The organism is Candidatus Vicinibacter proximus, assembly GCA_016713905.1.
Classification (GTDB): Bacteria; Bacteroidota; Bacteroidia; order Chitinophagales; family Saprospiraceae; genus Vicinibacter; species Vicinibacter proximus.
Genome location: JADJOE010000003.1, coordinates 1,110,730 through 1,127,520 on the forward strand (window position 1 = coordinate 1,110,730; position 16,791 = coordinate 1,127,520).

Genomic DNA, 16,791 nt, shown 5'->3' on the forward strand with positions numbered 1-16,791 from the left:
ACCAGAAAAATGGGAGGAAATGCTTAGGTTTGCATAAATTTTGAATATATGTTGTTAAGTTACTATGGACATTCATGCTTTTACGTGTTTTTTGAGGGAAAGCACTTGCTCTTCGATCCCTTTATTAAAGGAAATCCATTAGCTCAACACATTGATATAGAAAGCATTAAAGCCGATTATATTTTAATCTCTCATGGTCATGGGGACCACGTTGGGGATGCCATAGAAATTGCACAGAAAACCGGCGCAAAAATAATATCGAATTTTGAAATTGTAAGTTGGTTGGATAATCAAGGAGTAAAAGGTTATGCATTAAACCAAGGGGGTAAATATTCATTTGACTTTGGTATGGTGAAAATGGTAAGTGCGAGCCATTCCGGAACATTGCCTGATGGGTCGAATGGTGGCAATCCCAATGGATTTGTCGTTTGGTCACATAATCATTGTTTTTATTTCGCAGGAGATACTGCTTTGAGTTATGACATGAAACTGATCCCCCTGACATGCCCTAAACTGGATTTTGCAATTCTACCAATGGGAGATGTTTTCACAATGGGAATAGAAGATGCTTGCATTGCTGCAGAGTTTTGTGAGGTAAAAACAGTTGTGGCAGCACATTTTGACACCTTCGATCCAATTAAAATAGATCATCAGGCTGCAGTTTCTACTTTTTTAAAAAATGACTTAAAACTGGTTATCCCTGAAATAGGAAAAGCAGTAAACTGGGAATAAATGGGAAAAATAATTGCAATAGCAAATCAAAAAGGTGGGGTTGGAAAAACTACTACAGCAATAAATTTAGCTGCCTGTCTATCCATTTTGGAAAACAAGGTACTGCTTGTGGATGCTGACCCACAGGCAAATAGCACATCAGGATCTGGCGGGGATCTGCAGGATTTTGAATACAATTTATACCATTGTATGATCAATGATGTAGATCCACAAAAAGCCATTATTTCCACAACTACGCCCAACCTGTTTTTACTACCCTCCAATATTGACCTTGTTGGTGCCGATATCGAATTGGTCAGTATGCCGGATCGGGAATTTGTAATGCGAAAAGTGCTTCATAAAATTAAAGCTGATTTTGACTATATCATTATTGATTGCCTGCCTTCACTTGGATTAATGACAATAAATGCATTAGTTGCAGCAGATTCTGTTATTATTCCGGTACAAACTGAATTGTTTGCTTTAGAAGGACTTTCAAAAATAAAAAACACTATTGAACTCGTTAAACAAGGATTAAATCCGGATTTGAAAATTGAAGGGGTTCTATTGTCCATGTATGATAAAAGATTAAGAATGTCCACTATGGTAATTCACGACATGAGAGAGAATATTAAAATGCCAATATTCAACACCATAATACACAGAAATTCAAAAATTACAGAAGCCCCTTTGGTTAAAAAACCTGTTGTCTTATATGATGCAACAAGTAAAGGCAGCATTAATTTCCTTAATTTTGCACAAGAGTTTATCAACAATCAATAAAATCAGGATACCCAATGAGTCAGAAACAAGAACTAGGGAAAGGTCTCAAAGCCCTATTATCCAATATTAATAAGGAAGAAAAAAAAGTTCCTGAAAATTTTTTAAAGCAAGAAACTGAAACTTGGTTAATAGATATCAATAAAATTAAACCTAACCCTCACCAACCAAGAAATACTTTTGAAGAAGAAAGTCTTGACGAATTATCCAGGTCTATACAGACCTATGGCCTAATTCAACCGATAACGGTAAGAAGGCTAGCAGATCAAGAATATCAGATCATCTCCGGTGAAAGACGATACAGAGCCGCTCTTAAAGCAGGAATTAAATCTTTGCCTGCTTATGTACGGTTGGCAAATGACCAGGAAATATTGGAAATGGCTTTGGTAGAAAACATCCAAAGAGAAGACCTTAGTCCAATTGAAATTGCCATCAGCTATTCCAGGCTTATGGAAGAATGCAAATTGAATCAGGAACAACTTTCAGACCGAGTTGGCAAAAAAAGAAGTACCATCAGTAATTATACAAGATTGTTAAAATTACCTCCAGAAATTCAAAACGCATTGAGAGATCGTCAATTATCTATGGGGCACGCCAGGGTGCTTGCCGGCATTGAAGACCTCATGCTGCAAATGCAATTATACAAAGACATCCAACAAAAAGAATTATCTGTCAGAGATGCCGAAAGACTCTCCCACTCCATCTCAAAGACAAAAGGCAGAAAAATACTAAACCCTAAACCTTCTTTGCAAGGACCTCTGATTAAAGCCCTTGAAGATAGAATAAGTGGCATTTTGGGCACTAAAGCAGTAATTCAACGCAAAGAATCAGGTGAAGGACAAATTATTATCAAATTCAATTCTGATCAAACACTTAATGACATCATCGACCGTTTAGATGATTAAAAAAGAAAGGGTGAAATTTTTGTATTGTTTCTCGGCACTTTATTTGCTTTTTGGATTATTAAATTTAAAAGCACAAGACAGTACACAAATCCTTCAAGATAAGGATACAACTAGTGTAAGTTCAAATTCAAAAAAAACTACCGGCACTTTAAAAAACATTTTCAAAGGAAAACCTGGAAGAGCACTAACATACTCGCTTTTATTACCTGGAGCCGGCCAGATATACAATAAAAAATATTGGAAACTACCCTTGGTATACTCTGCCTTAGGTTTTCCAATTTATTTAATAAGCTTCAACAAATCTGAATATGACAGGTTTGATAAAGCCTATAGAATGAGAATAGATTTAAAAGAAAACTCCACAGATGAATTTGTAGGAATACTTGAACCAAGTGCAATTGATTCTTACAGGAGTTTATATGATAAAAACTTACAAAGAAGTTACCTTGCGCTCGTAGGTGCTTATCTGCTCATCGGAATAGAAGCATTTGTGGACAGACACCTGATGGAATTTGATGTTTCTGATGACTTATCTATGTCTATTTATCCATCTGCCGGATTTTATGCTTCAGGAATTACCATGCAGATAAAATTAAAATAGATTTAATACTAGTTTATTACATCCATCCAAGCAGTTTGGCAAATTTCATCATTTCAATTTGATTGACGATCTTCATCTTTCCGGTAAGAATCGCCATCATTGGATTAAGCTCTCCTTTGACAATTTTTTTAAAATCTTCTGCCTTTGCTTTAATTACACAATTGGGTTCTCCGACTAATCCATCCTCCACACGCATCTCTCCTTTTTCAACAATAATAGTAACTAAACCGCCTCCTTCTCCTTCAAGATCAAAGTGGAAAACTGTATTCATTCCCTCAATAGTCAACAAATTAACCTTCTCAGGCACTTTAAATAAAAATTCTTTTGCAGTCATGAACATGATTTTATGTCACAAAGTATTACAAATTTCTCATTATAATCTATATTCTTATTCAATACTCAGGCATCTGCGTTTTGAACATCCATAGAATTGGTTCAATTGTCTTACAACTTATTTTTCTAAATATTTAATTCATTTAGATATATAATGATGCTTTGTAAACATTTTTATTTTCAGCTGATTTAACTACTTTTAATATTTACTTTTGTGAGGTTTTACCTTCCTCGTATTATTTGCTTATGATAATTAATTTATGAAAATCGTCTTCTTGGGAACTCCTGATTTTGCAGTGCCCTCTCTAGAACTAATAAATCAAAAATTTGACCTGGTTGCTGTAATAACCGCTCCTGATAAAAAAGGCGGAAGAGGACATGTTTGGATTGAATCTCCAGTTAAGAAATGGTCACTTTTGCATGATAAAAAATTGCTACAACCAAAAAATTTAAAATCCAAAAAATTTCTTAATGAACTGGAACAATTATCGGCTGATGTGTTTGTAGTTGTGGCTTTCAGAATGTTGCCGAAAGAAGTCTGGAATATGCCAAAACTTGGAACTATAAATCTTCATGGCTCCTTATTGCCTAAATACAGAGGTGCCGCACCCATTCAAAGAGCCATTCTCAATGGAGAAAAAATTACAGGCTTAACTACTTTTCTGTTAAAAGAAGAAATTGATACCGGGGATATCTTATTACAGAAAAAAATCACCATAGAACAAGACGAAAATTTTGGGAGTCTTTATGAAAGAATGAAACATATTGGCAGCCACCTATTGATTGAAACTTTGAACATATTACAGGCAAAAATTATTACTCCTATCAAACAAGTAAATGAATTAGCAACACCGGCTCCAAAAATATCAACCCAAGACCTAAAAATAAATTGGAATCAACCTGTAGAAAATATTTATAATCAGATAAGAGCTTTTAGTCCTTTCCCGGGTGCATGGACATCACATGAGAACAAGGTGTATAAAATATTCTCCGGAAAAAAAATATTGAGTTTACCTGACGAATCCCCGGGAAGCTGGGTTATTGAAAATCGCAAATCATTGAAAATTGCATGTCAAGATGGATATATAGAAGTAACCAGTATCCAACCACCTTCAAAAAAATGCATGAATATCTCAGATTTTTTAAACGGATTTCAAATCTAGAATAACTGCTTTTTATTAAACGCTTTCAAAAAAAAACTACAAAACTAAACGATCCACGAACTATTAACCCTAGTAACCTGATTTCTTATCGGCATCTGTACCATCATCAGTTTTTACTTTAGCAGCTTTTTTAACTCGCTTTTTATTACAGTCTCCAGCTTCAGGACCAGGAGGTCTTTGCATTTCTACATCATCCTTTTTACTTACCCTAAACTCTACCCTCCTATTGATATAATGCAGATTTGATTTTTTTCCAAAAGGAGACTCTTCTCCTCCATACATAAGGATAAATCGCTCCCTTGGGATTTTATATTTATCCATTATGTATTCAATCGCATTTTTTGCTCTATTATAAGACAACACATTATTATAACTGTTGGAATTACGGACATCCGTATGTCCTATTGCAGTGATTTTTAAATCCGGATAAGTGATCATTACTTCAGCTACATGGTGCAACTGAGGGTAGTATTGAGGTTTTACACAATATTCATCCAAATTAAAATGCACCATTGGCAAAAACCAATCAGGTGGGCAACAAACCATTTTTCCATCTGGCCCTACTAGTCCTGAGGATGCAAGTTTATTGTCCACAATCTTATTCACATCCCCTTCTGTTAGAATGGGTTGAACAGGAATTTGAGCGACTCCAAGACTATCCGTTTTAAATCCAGGTGGGGAATAAGGTTCTTTATCTTTAAAGTCCTTAATTCCATCATCATCACTATCAACAGCAATACCTCGGGTATCTACAGGAGCCCCGGGAACACTATTCACCTCTTGATCTAATATATCAATGACTCCATCCTGATCTGTATCTTTAGGATCAAAAATTGCCCTCTGCTTTAGGGCTGCGATATCGTCATATACAGCATCAATAGGATTTAGCCAGTATAAAGGTTCGGTCTTTTTCTTGAGGTTGCCAAGGTTTATTCCCAACCTCAGATTCGTATAATGTGCGATGTCGTTGTTATTGGTTTGATCGGTGCTGGATCTCCATTTTATACCATCAAGATAATCATTATCTGAAGTAATCAATTGATGTTCAAGGGAAATATTGAATCTTCTGTTTATTTTACGGGACACACCCACTGCCCCAGTAAATTGAAATAGAACATTATACTCATCTGAAATTCTAAAAATGCCTCTCTTCTGATATGCCTCTGTTTCATAGGTTCCATCATATAGATTCTTAAGGTCGGATTTTATTTCTTTTCTACCCTGACGAGTATTGAATTTATCATTGGTGAAGCCAATTTTATTAATAATGTTTTGGTAATCAAATCCATTTTGATCTCTCAAATCGAGCATGGTCCTGTTATGATATGCTCCAAATCCAAGCACTAAATACCAATTCCATTTATTTCTTTCTTTGTGAAAAAGCAAATTCCCAAGATTTAATACTCCTTGCAGTGAACCACCAAAATAATCCGTACGGTAGGAAGGAAACCATGGATTGTTGCGATTGTATCCATCAAAAACTCTTCTGTTTTGCCCCCCTGGCTCCACATAAAACTGTTCAGGTTCTAAACTTTCACCATAAGGTTGAGTTTCAAGACCCTTTGATCTGGAATACGTTGCATCCAATCGAATCGAAAAAACATAATGTATCGCTCTCCTTAGATGTAATCCAACACCAAATCCCGCAAATGGGTTTAAGGGGTCAACATCTCCATCAATAAGAAAATGACCACCATGAATTCCCAATTCCCAAACATCTTTTGGCTTTGGTGGGTATTTTGCTTTACCGGATTTCCACATTGCTGTTTTGTCAATCTGGATTGCCACCTTATCGTTAGAAGCCTTTGTCGAATCCATTTGTGCATTCACCAGGCCAATAAAAAACCAGGCAATGGTTAAGGAAACTAAGGCTTTTGACATAACATATAATTTTACGTTCTGCATTGTTAATAGTACAATCCTTGCAAATTTATACAAAAACCCAGCCATTTTTAAGATTTTAGATATAAATATAATAAAATATTTATATATGTTTGATTGTCTAGTATTTAATATAGTATTTTAAGGCCTTCTGAAATAAATTTACCTGGTCAGAATCCTTACCTTTTATTTGCTCAAGTGCACTTTTAATTGTACTTGAAACATCTTCAAAAATAGATTTTTCATCCATTTTTGCCCCCTCTTGCATGAGATAATTAAATGTCCTCGCCATGCCACAATTAGCAATAAAATCAGGAATTATTGCCAATTCTGTATCCACTGCCTGACTTGTGTCCCCAAATATAATTTGGTCTTCTATAAAAGGCACATTTGCCCCACAGCTAACTACCTTGGTTCCGTGGTCTATCAACGTTTGAAGCTGCACATGGCTAACAATCCTTGAAGCAGCTGCAGGTATAAATATATCACAACCCATCTTCCAGGCAACCTTATTAATTTCATCCGCTGGCAAAGTTTTTTCAGAATTCAATTGATTTCCTGTTTTATTCAAAAAAAGTTGCCCAATTTCCTCTTCTGTAAACCCGGATTCATTTATCAATCCATATTGTCTATCCAATATAACCTTAATTTTCACTCCCTGACGAGCTAAATACAAAGCCGCGGCAGAAGCAACGTTTCCCCACCCCTGAATAAAAGCTGATTTCCCGGATAAACTTTCTTGTCCAAATATTTCATAATAATGCCTTACGGATTCTGATACACCGTAACCAGTTATCATGTCAGCAACAGTATATTTTCCAATTCCGTTATCCGGACTATATGGAACTAAGCTTACCGGTAATTTGCAGCCTTTATCCAATTGGTTTAAAGCAACTCTCTTTCCGGCTTCTGAATAATTAAAATGCCCTGTTAAAACTCCTTCCTGTGGATGAATTATGCCCAACGATTCCGTAATTGGAAATACATCTTTGACCTCATCAACATTTAAGTCCCCCCCTGTACCATAATAGTGTTTCAAAACTGGTCGGACCACTTTAAACCATCTTTCCAAAACCTCCATCTTCCGAGTATCCCATGGATCAAAATCAATTCCTGATTTGGCCCCGCCAATGGAAGGACCACAAACACTGAATTTTATCTCCATAACTTTTGCCAGCGAAATAACTTCTTTTTTAGTGAGACCTTTCCTCATCCTGGTACCACCTCCTGCCGCACCGCCTTTCAATGAATTAATAACCAACCATCCCTTCGCATCTGTAAATTCATCATTCCATTCGAAAACTATTTCAGGATGTTTGGCCAAATAAGCCTCCAATTTATTTTTCATCTTTTTAAGTTTGAATGGTAAAATTAAGGGCTATCCATGGTTTACCATGGAATAATAGAAATAAAAATCATATTAAAATAATAAATAATATGTATTTTTGCTCAAATATTAAGTATGGAATTCAATCTCTCTCTGCCAGATCAGCAGCAAATTAATAACTGGAATACACAAAACCATTCTGTTATTTTCAATTTGGAGCAAACTCCAAAATTAGCTGGAATAGATGTGGCCATTCTTGGTATTGGGTCCTCTGTTTCAAAAAAATTCAGAGATGAATTTTACCAAATGAATTTGTCCGCATTTAAAGATTTGACAATAACTGATTTAGGAGACTTAGACTCATGCAATCCAATTGAAATATCTAGAATATTGTTTTACTTATTGGACCAAAACATCATTCCTATAGTTTTTGCATGTCCAAAAGAAATCATTGACACTATAGCTAAATATCAGGAAAATCGATTAGAGCCTTTTAGTCTGTCACTAATTTCTAATTTTATAAATAAGATTGACCTAGATTCAATTACCAAAAGCTTATTCCTTAAAAAGGTACATTTAATTGCTATCCAAAGGCATTATACCAAAAAAGAAATCTTGTTTAATACTCAGGATCAAATATCTACTTTGTACCTGTCTGAATACAGAAAATCAAATTCCACTTTTGAACCATTTGCAAGAAATTCCGAATACGTTTTCTTTGATTTAAATGCAGTTAGAAGCAGTGACTTTCCGGCGAATAAAATGCATACAGCCAGTGGATTATTTTCTGAAGAAGCTGTTGGGATATGCAAAATGTCTGGTTCTGGCGATAAAAATAAATGTTTATTTATTTCTGATTGGCATTCAACAAATCAAGCCCAAAATGAAAATTTGGTTGCCCAAATGGTATGGTATTTTATTGAAGGTATTGCACTCAAAAAATTTGATCATCAGGATCAAACTCGTCATATGACAGAATATGTTGTAGAACTTCAGGATTCGGAAGCCCAAATTCAATTTTATAAATCTGAAATCAGTGGCAAGTGGTGGTTTAGAACCCCGGGAATAGACAGCGACATAAATCCTGTATTAACACCATGCACTTATGAAGAATATTTGATGACAGTTCAGGCACATGCCCCTTCCAGGATTCTTGAACTATTCCAAAAGTAATTTTTCAAGTTGCGAAGATCTCGATCCCTTTATTAAAATTAATTTATTGATGGGCCTGTATTGATTTAACCACTCCTTAGCCTGGTCAACATTTTCAAAGGCTAGCATATTTGATTGAATAATATCCTTATTATAATCTTTGCCAATAAGCAAAACCTTTTCAAAATCACAAGTAGCTAATAATTTTATGATATTTTGATGCTCTGCTTCACTTGAATCTCCCAATTCTGCCATCTTTCCTAAAATCACCCATTTGGCATTATGGTCAAATTGAAGCAAACTTCCAATTGCTGCAGACATGGAGGATGGGTTGGCATTATATGCATCCAAGATAACTTTATTTTGATGCCAGTTTGTTATCTGAGATCGCATATTATTGGGATGATATTCATTGAGACCTCTATTAATTTGATCGATATTCAAACCTAAATATCGGGCAATTGTAATCGATGCTATTACATTCTGATAATTGTGAACCCCAAAAAGATGTGACGAATATTCAATTTTTTCCTGATTGTAAACAGCTTGCAATTTGATTTCGGGTATCTGTTGAAGCAGATCATATGTATAGTCTGCGTTCGTGTCTGTATTTCCAAAACTCAATCCATCTTTAAATTCACCATAAAGTGTTTTTATCATCGGATCATTGAAATTAAAAAACAATGTACCTCCCCTGCTAGCAACATTATCAAAAAGCTCTCTCTTTGTTCTAATTACACCTTCAAAGCTGCCAAAACCTTCAAGATGCGCTTTACCAAGACTCGTAATCAATGCCAAATCTGGCAGTCCTATTTCAGCCAATTCGCTAATATCTCCAGGTTTATTGGCTCCCATTTCAAGGATAAGGATTTGATGTCTGGGTTCTAATTTAAAAATGGTCAGAGGCACGCCAATATGGTTGTTTAAATTCCCTTGTGTTGCCAATGTTTGAAACTTTTCTTTCAAAATTGAGAAAAGCAACTCTTTGGTGGTCGTTTTTCCATTTGAGCCGGTTATGCCAATGACCTTTGCGTCCATTTTTTTACGGTGTATTTTAGCCAAATCTTGCATACACATCAAGACATTATCTACTTGAATTACTCGTTTATCCTCCTTGATATTTTCATCCACAACAACAAATCTAGCTCCCATTTCTAGTGCTTGAATGGCGAACGCATTTCCATTAAAATTTGCTCCCTTCAGAGCAAAGTAAATATCATCCTGTTTTAATGTTCGCGTGTCTGTGACAATCTTATCCACACAACCACCAAACAAATCGTAAATAGTTATAGCATCCATACAAAAAAAAATCCCCACAATATGTGAGGATTTTTTCAATTGATTATATTTTAAATTATTTAAAACTTCTTTTTTGCTTTGGCATCTTTCGTTTAAATTCTAACCCTCCGGCATCTTCATTTCCTTCCGGTCCTCCTGTTCTGGTCATCGCACATCTGAAGCCTATGTTTCGGTCAGATTTATCCTCATCCTTAAATCTTCTTGAACCCGGTGAAAGCCAAAACAATCGATCAGACCATGATCCACCTTTTACTACCCTGGACTTATTGCTGATTAATGAATATTTACCATAGGCATATTCTACAGATTCAGAATCATCATCTCTAAAATCTTTAACTCCACCTTTATTGTAATTCTCCCTGTCGGTTACCGCCGAATCAGTCACCATTTGGTAACGCAACATACCTAAACTATCTTTTTCAACTGGAACACCTGATTCATCCAATACCAATTCCTTGAATTCATTACCTCTGAATGGGTTCAAATCATGATTCTCAACATCTCTAAGTGTTGTTGCTGTCAAAGGACGAAAAACGTCTTCAACCCACTCGGATACATTCCCTGCCATATTATACAAACCAAAATCATTTGGCCAAAATGTCCTAACTGGACCAGGAATATGGGAATGGTCATTTAACTTTCCTGCCATACCCATATAGTCTCCACCGGCCTTTTTAAAGTTGGCCATGATATTACCCATGTACTTATCTCTCCTTTTATATCTTGCAGTATTGCCATCCCAAGGAAAGAAACGCTTATCTGTATATAATTCATCCCCATTAACAGATTGCTTTCCTTTTAGAGCCAAAGCAGCATATTCCCATTCTGCTTCAGTGGGCAATCTGTATTCAGGTAACAAAATACCATCTTCAAATCTGACAGATCGTTCACCACCTGTAGTTATATCTGGTAAGTTCTTTCTTACGTTACCCTGATATTGGCCAGCTAAGTAAGACTTGGTGTCAAAGTTTTCTGCATCCACTTGATCAGGATTGGGATTAAATATACCCTTCTCAATAAGAATCATCTCATTAACCCTGTCAGTTCTCCATTTGCAATAATCTTTTGCTTGCAACCAGCTAACTCCAACAACCGGGTATTCATCATAAGATGGGAATCTAAAGTAAGTCTCAACGAATGGCTCATTGTAGGCTAATTCTTCTCTCCAAACTAATGTATCCGGCAAAGCCTTTCTAGCAACGTCTGGATAGGATTTAAACACCCTGCCCAACCAGAAGACATATTCCCTGTAATTAATGTTTGAAACTTCGGTCTCATCCATATAAAAGGAAGAAACTGTAACCCTTCTGGGGATATTGTTCCACTCATAAGTCACGTCTTCCTGAGTTAAGCCCATTGTGAACGTACCCCCTTCGATGAGAACAAGATTGGGACCTGTGGGCTGTCCGGCATAATCTACCTTTTCAAAACCCCCGTATTCTGGATCGTTATACTTCCAACCAGTGGCTGAAGAGCGATCATTATTCTTTTTGCTACATGCGCTTACCATCATTAATAAGCCCAAGAGCCATACCATAGAAAATACATTGACTTTCATCCTACTACTGTCTTTAATTTTTAGGAGAACAAAATTAGCTAATTATTTATTGTGCGGAGACAACTTTTTAATAAAAATTAATTAAAAGCTTCAAAACAGTCCTGAATGTTCTTCTTTTTCCGATTATTTGTCACTTTGTTAAATAAAATACTGATCTCATGACTCCCCCCCAAACCTATTCCGAGGCTTGAAAGGGTATAATCAAAACTGTAAGCCAACTTCCAGGAATCTTTTCTAAATCCCAGTACCCCGATCAGCGCATCAGCATTCTGCCTTGCATGTCGATACCAAAGTCCTGCAAAGACCGTGCTAAATTGATATTGCGTGCCTAAATTAATCTGAAAAAATGAAGATTGAGAAACAATTTGGATACCGGGACTTAATAAACCCGCGGTCCCTCTGCTGTTCCTGTCTAACCGAAAAGAATACCCTCCATGTACGCCCCAGCGAACTGGCAAGCCTCCAAACCCATTCTGATTAACCTGCAAAATGCCTATATCCGGACTATTAAAATGCTTTGCAGAAATTCCCAAATAATACTCCGGAGAATAATACAATAACCCCACCCCTGCATCAAAATAGGACTTATTGGTTTCCAAAGGTCTTGACTCTTTGGATAAAATTGGTAAGCCTCCAGGTGAAAGATAGCCTGTTGCTGGATCGATTTGATCTCCAAAAATGAACTTATCCCATCCATAATTAACCTGCACAAATCCGAGTTCAAGACCTCCTTTGATCACATGACCGTTATCATTTAGCGGTATCTTATATCCGTACATACCTGCAACCTTGATCGTCTTAATTAGACCATCTCCTGCATCATCGGCCGTCAATTCCAACCCAAAACCACTTCTTAGTTTCGAGAAGTATTGGTCATAAGCCAAATTATAGGTAACATAGGTTTTAAAGCTTTGGTCAACAAAAGGCCATTGATTCCTATAGATTAAACCCAATCTAGGGTTTTCACTCAATCCTGCAAAAGCTGGATTTATCTGCAATGGAGCAGAATAAAATTGACTGAATATTGGATCCTGAGCCAACAACACTTGCAAATCAATTAAATACACAAGGATTATAGGGAGGATGTAACTTGCTTTTCTAAAAAACATATTGACAATAAGTATGTTAAAACTACGTTAAGTATCCAAATTCCGAACTATTGAAATAAATTGTACCTAATTAAACCCTCTTATGAAATCAATTGTAAAGGTACTCCTCGGATTATTTCCATATTTTTTATTTGCTCAACAAAGTTATACCAATACCTTCAACTTTGAATGGATAAACTTTGATAAATCTAACAATCGGCAAATTCTTAAAGGACCAATCGATCTTTTTAAGGGATCTCTTAGAGATAAATTAAATCCCGATATTCCTGTATTGCTTTATGATATCCCTCTTACATCTGACGGCAAACTGGAAATTAAATTATCTGTTCTCCAAAGTGAAATTGTAAGCTTTAACTCTTCTACCCTTGTTAGCCAAATTCCAAATTTAGAATCCGACTATATAACTCGGTATTCTATCTTTAAAGCAAGAGGCGAATTAAAGGCCATTATAGAACTGATTCCAGTAAAAAAATCAGGCAATGAAGGTTATGAGCGAATACTATCTTGCGATATAAAAGTAAATTTTATTCCCAACATTTTATCCAGGAGTCCAAACAGTCCACCTTACACATATAATTCAATATTGAAAAGTGGAAATATTTATAAAATTGCTTTATCCGGTAAAGGAATCTATAAACTGGACAAGAATTATCTTGAGAAAAATTTAAAAATAAGTCTTGCGGGTGTCAATCCAAAAAACATCCATATTTATGGAAATGGTGGAAATCCACTACCAGAATCTAATGCTGTATCAAGAATAGATGATCTTAAAGAAAACAGCCTATTTATAAATGGGGAGGAAGATGGTGTGTTTAATGAGAATGATTACATCCTCTTTTATGCCAATGGACCTGATTCCCAAACTTATAGTGAAGGGAATGAAGATTTTTCTTACACTAAGAATCCTTACAGTCAAAAGTCATATTATTTTATTAAAATTGATAATACCCCAGGCTTAAGAGTGTTGAAAAAGAATTTTATTGAAAGTGGTAATTATGTTTCAACATTCGGTCTTTCAAGCATTCACCATGAAAAAGAGTTATACAATTTACTTGACTTAGATGAGTGTAATCATGGTTCAGGTCAAAAATGGTATGGGGAAGATTTAGGAAATTCCAGGAGCCTTGATCTAAACTCCATCTTTTATTTTCCGGGTCTGGATCAAAGCAGAAAAACAAAATTAAAAGCTTTGTTTGCGTCCAGATCAAACAGAACTTCTACCCTGAATATTAATGTTGATGGGGAAACCGTTTCCAAATCACTTTCTACAATAGGATATAGTTGCACTTCAAACTTTGCAGCCAATAACTACATCTTCTCTGATTTAAGTCTAAAAAATGAATGGCCTAAAATAAAAATATCATTTCCGGATAATGGAAGTAGTTCAGATGGGTGGTTGGATTGGATACAACTTACTGCATGGAGAAAGTACGATTATTTGGGTAAACCAATTTATGTCTTTGACCCTGCATCAAAGCAACAAAGTTTAAGTACCTATAAAATTGCAAATCCGGTATCAAATTTATTTTGCTGGGATATATCATCTGATTTGAATCCAATCGAAATACCTTATAAAGTAAATAACGGAAACTTGGAATTCACAGATGAAAGTTTTGGCAAGTTGTCAGAATATTTGGTATTTGATCCTACTGCTGTTTATCCGGCACCTGAATTCATTGGCAGTGTAGAAAATCAAAACCTACACGGTTTGGAAATCTATGATTTTTCAATCATTTATTACAAAGATTTTAAAAATGAAGCAGAGAGATTATTGCAACACAGACAAAGACACAGTAACATAAAAGGAGTAATTGTAGATGTAGATCACATTTATAACGAATTTGGTTCCGGATCCAAGGATCCTACTGCCATAAGAGATTTTCTAAGAATGCTTTATATCAGGAATCCTCAATTCAGATATGTAACATTACTTGGTGCTGCCAGCTATGATTTCAGATATTTGAATACAAAAGTTAAAGACCAAAATTTGGTAAGCACATATGAAACTTCAGAATCGCTTGACCCAATTAATTCCTTTCCTACAGATGATTACTTTGGTTTGTTAGATGAAAATGAAGGCGAAAATCTTGCTGGGTTATTAGATCTTTCCATAGGTAGAATTTTGGCCCGATCCCAGGAAGAGGCAAGAGATTTTGTGGATAAAATTATTCGTTACGATACTGATCCTAGCACCTATGCAGATTGGAGGTTAAACCTGATTTTTTCGGGGGATGATGAAGACGGAAACATCCACATGTCAGACATGGACCGAATTGCTCAGTCTGTCAAAAGTCAAAATCCGCTTTTCAATCAACAAAAAATTTATCTAGATGCGTATGAACAAATCACCACTCCTGGTGGTGAAAGATATCCGGATGTAAATAAAGCGATTAATACATCTGTATTTGCAGGAGCATTGGTTTTTTCTTATATGGGTCATGGAGGTCCAACAGGTCTTGGCCAGGAAAGAATCCTGCAGGATTTTGACATCAGGCAATGGGACAATTTAAACAAGATGTTTCTCATGGTCACTGCTACTTGTACTTTTACAGGATTTGATGACCCAGAAATTACAAGTGCAGGACAATTAACAATGTTACAAAAAGGTGGAACCATAGCTATGTTTTCAACGGTTAGAGCAGTTTATGCAAGTGAAAATTATCAATTGACTAATTCTGTTTTTAATAATTTCTATGGAAAAGAAAATGGAAAATTCTTAACCATGGGAGAGATTCTCACGCGTTCAAAAAACTCAAACTCATCACCCGGAATTCTACAAAATTCAAGAAAGTTTTTATTATTTGGTGACCCTGCCCAGACTTTAGCATACCCGATTTTGGAAAACGAAGTTTTATCGATAAATGACCGTCCCCTAGGCCTGGATACTATCCGTGCATTACAAACTGTCCGAGTTAAAGGCCGGGTTAAATTACCGGATGGACAAACTGCAGCCGATTTCAACGGGCTTTTATACACTACAGTATTTGACAAGCCTATTGATTTAAAAACTAGGGCAAATGATCCATCGAGTCGTGAGCAAACCTTCAGTATTCAAAAGAACATTATTTTCAAAGGAAATTCAGAAGTAAAGAACGGGGAATGGGAATTTACTTTTATCGTTCCAAAAGACATAAACTTTTCGATCGGTCAAGGAAAAATTAGCTTATATGCCACCAATGAAAAAAATCTGGATGCCGCAGGGTATTCTGACAAATTTTTAATTGGTGGGTTCACCTCAGATACCACAACCAAGGACCTTCCTCCAATTGTCAAATTATACATGAATAACGATCAGTTTGTTAATGGAGGTATCACAGATGAGAATCCTAAAATTTTTGCTCGAATTTCTGATGACATGGGTATAAATATTTCAGGAAACAGTATAGGTCATGATCTCAGCGCAGTTATTGATCTAAACACTGAGTCTCCTATCATCCTGAATAATTTCTTTAAATCACAATTAAATGATTACCGGTCAGGAGAGATAACATATCCTCTGAAAAATTTAAAACCAGGAAAGCATACCTTAAGTCTGATTGCTTGGGACATCACCAATAACCAGGGAAGTGCGAATCTTGAATTTAACGTCATAGATAATGATAACATTAGCCTGGAAAGAGTGCTGAATTATCCAAACCCATTTAATAGAAAAACAAATTTTCAGTTTGAAACCAATTTAACTGGATTGCCTTTGGAGGTGACCATTTATATTCAATCCATAAGTGGAAAAATGGTGAAAACCATTCAAAAGAACATCAATATGGATGGATACCGATCATCTGAAATAGAATGGGATGGGACCGATGATTTTGGATCAAAGTTGGCTAATGGCGTTTATTTATACCAAATTCGTGTCTCCGGTGATACTGGTACATCGATCATTAACAAGCGTAGTAAGCATGAAAAATTGTTAATTCTCCATTAACTGATTTCTATACAATTATAACAATTTAGTACTTATCTATATTTATA

The 16,791-nt window shown here is 35.7% G+C and carries 13 protein-coding genes; 7 read left to right on the forward strand and 6 right to left on the reverse strand.

Going from position 1 to position 16,791, the window contains the following annotated elements:
* Positions 1-48 precede the first annotated feature (48 nt).
* The 4 genes from IPJ83_12880 to IPJ83_12895 are packed head-to-tail and all read left to right on the forward strand — an operon-like array spanning position 49 to position 2,997.
* A complete protein-coding gene (locus tag IPJ83_12880; protein ID MBK7881442.1) occupies positions 49-732 on the forward strand; it encodes a metal-dependent hydrolase in 684 nt (227 codons plus the stop codon).
* Positions 733-1,494: a ParA family protein gene (locus IPJ83_12885; protein MBK7881443.1), complete on the forward strand. Its 762-nt coding sequence runs from the start codon at positions 733-735 to the stop codon at positions 1,492-1,494. It begins immediately after the preceding gene.
* A gap of 14 nt (positions 1,495-1,508) precedes the next feature.
* Complete coding sequence (locus tag IPJ83_12890; GenBank protein ID MBK7881444.1) at positions 1,509-2,396, forward strand: ParB/RepB/Spo0J family partition protein; 888 nt, start codon at positions 1,509-1,511, stop codon at positions 2,394-2,396.
* A gap of 10 nt (positions 2,397-2,406) precedes the next feature.
* The gene (locus IPJ83_12895; GenBank protein MBK7881445.1) at positions 2,407-2,997 is read left to right on the forward strand and encodes a hypothetical protein; all 591 of its coding nucleotides are present in this window, start codon (positions 2,407-2,409) and stop codon (positions 2,995-2,997) included.
* Between the two features lie 16 nt (positions 2,998-3,013).
* Here IPJ83_12895 and IPJ83_12900 read toward each other — a convergent pair whose 3' ends face one another.
* The gene (locus tag IPJ83_12900) at positions 3,014-3,331 is read right to left on the reverse strand and encodes an SCP2 sterol-binding domain-containing protein (GenBank protein MBK7881446.1); all 318 of its coding nucleotides are present in this window, start codon (positions 3,329-3,331) and stop codon (positions 3,014-3,016) included.
* A gap of 259 nt (positions 3,332-3,590) precedes the next feature.
* On the opposite strand from IPJ83_12900, the gene IPJ83_12905 reads away from it, so the two are divergent.
* Positions 3,591-4,493, forward strand: coding sequence for a methionyl-tRNA formyltransferase (locus IPJ83_12905; protein ID MBK7881447.1), 903 nt, complete (start codon positions 3,591-3,593; stop codon positions 4,491-4,493).
* A gap of 69 nt (positions 4,494-4,562) precedes the next feature.
* Here IPJ83_12905 and IPJ83_12910 read toward each other — a convergent pair whose 3' ends face one another.
* Positions 4,563-6,374 (reverse strand): OmpA family protein, encoded by a 1,812-nt coding sequence (locus tag IPJ83_12910; protein ID MBK7881448.1) that lies wholly within the window; start codon positions 6,372-6,374, stop codon positions 4,563-4,565.
* A gap of 121 nt (positions 6,375-6,495) precedes the next feature.
* Positions 6,496-7,722 (reverse strand): amino acid dehydrogenase, encoded by a 1,227-nt coding sequence (locus IPJ83_12915; GenBank protein ID MBK7881449.1) that lies wholly within the window; start codon positions 7,720-7,722, stop codon positions 6,496-6,498.
* A gap of 114 nt (positions 7,723-7,836) precedes the next feature.
* On the opposite strand from IPJ83_12915, the gene IPJ83_12920 reads away from it, so the two are divergent.
* The gene (locus tag IPJ83_12920) at positions 7,837-8,874 is read left to right on the forward strand and encodes a hypothetical protein (protein ID MBK7881450.1); all 1,038 of its coding nucleotides are present in this window, start codon (positions 7,837-7,839) and stop codon (positions 8,872-8,874) included.
* Here the strand turns inward: IPJ83_12920 and IPJ83_12925 are convergent.
* From IPJ83_12925 to IPJ83_12935, 3 genes are all read right to left on the reverse strand, one after another.
* Entirely contained in the window at positions 8,860-10,191 is a 1,332-nt protein-coding gene (locus tag IPJ83_12925; protein ID MBK7881451.1) for a UDP-N-acetylmuramoyl-tripeptide--D-alanyl-D-alanine ligase, read from the reverse strand. The two genes, IPJ83_12920 and IPJ83_12925, sit on opposite strands and share 15 nt — an antisense overlap.
* Positions 10,192-10,207: 16 nt before the next feature.
* Positions 10,208-11,710, reverse strand: coding sequence for an SUMF1/EgtB/PvdO family nonheme iron enzyme (locus tag IPJ83_12930; GenBank protein MBK7881452.1), 1,503 nt, complete (start codon positions 11,708-11,710; stop codon positions 10,208-10,210).
* 77 nt (positions 11,711-11,787) lie between these two features.
* On the reverse strand, positions 11,788-12,819 hold the full coding sequence (locus IPJ83_12935; protein MBK7881453.1) for a PorP/SprF family type IX secretion system membrane protein: 1,032 nt from the start codon (positions 12,817-12,819) through the stop codon (positions 11,788-11,790).
* Positions 12,820-12,901: 82 nt separating this feature from the next.
* Here IPJ83_12935 and porU point away from each other — a divergent pair, with 82 nt between their 5' ends.
* On the forward strand, positions 12,902-16,744 hold the full coding sequence (gene porU / locus IPJ83_12940) for a type IX secretion system sortase PorU (protein ID MBK7881454.1): 3,843 nt from the start codon (positions 12,902-12,904) through the stop codon (positions 16,742-16,744).
* Positions 16,745-16,791 lie beyond the last annotated feature (47 nt).

Bases quoted from the DNA above. Each gene is read 5' to 3' on its own strand.
- IPJ83_12920 (MBK7881450.1), top strand. From the start codon at position 7,837: ATGGAATTCAATCTCTCTCTGCCAGATCAGCAGCAAATTAATAACTGG.
- IPJ83_12880 (MBK7881442.1), top strand. From the start codon at position 49: ATGTTGTTAAGTTACTATGGACATTCATGCTTTTACGTGTTTTTTGAG.
- IPJ83_12910 (MBK7881448.1), bottom strand. From the start codon at position 6,374: ATGTCAAAAGCCTTAGTTTCCTTAACCATTGCCTGGTTTTTTATTGGC.
- IPJ83_12900 (MBK7881446.1), bottom strand. From the start codon at position 3,331: ATGACTGCAAAAGAATTTTTATTTAAAGTGCCTGAGAAGGTTAATTTG.
- IPJ83_12905 (MBK7881447.1), top strand. From the start codon at position 3,591: ATGAAAATCGTCTTCTTGGGAACTCCTGATTTTGCAGTGCCCTCTCTA.
- IPJ83_12890 (MBK7881444.1), top strand. From the start codon at position 1,509: ATGAGTCAGAAACAAGAACTAGGGAAAGGTCTCAAAGCCCTATTATCC.
- IPJ83_12885 (MBK7881443.1), top strand. From the start codon at position 733: ATGGGAAAAATAATTGCAATAGCAAATCAAAAAGGTGGGGTTGGAAAA.
- IPJ83_12930 (MBK7881452.1), bottom strand. From the start codon at position 11,710: ATGAAAGTCAATGTATTTTCTATGGTATGGCTCTTGGGCTTATTAATG.
- IPJ83_12935 (MBK7881453.1), bottom strand. From the start codon at position 12,819: ATGTTTTTTAGAAAAGCAAGTTACATCCTCCCTATAATCCTTGTGTAT.
- porU (MBK7881454.1), top strand. From the start codon at position 12,902: ATGAAATCAATTGTAAAGGTACTCCTCGGATTATTTCCATATTTTTTA.
- IPJ83_12915 (MBK7881449.1), bottom strand. From the start codon at position 7,722: ATGAAAAATAAATTGGAGGCTTATTTGGCCAAACATCCTGAAATAGTT.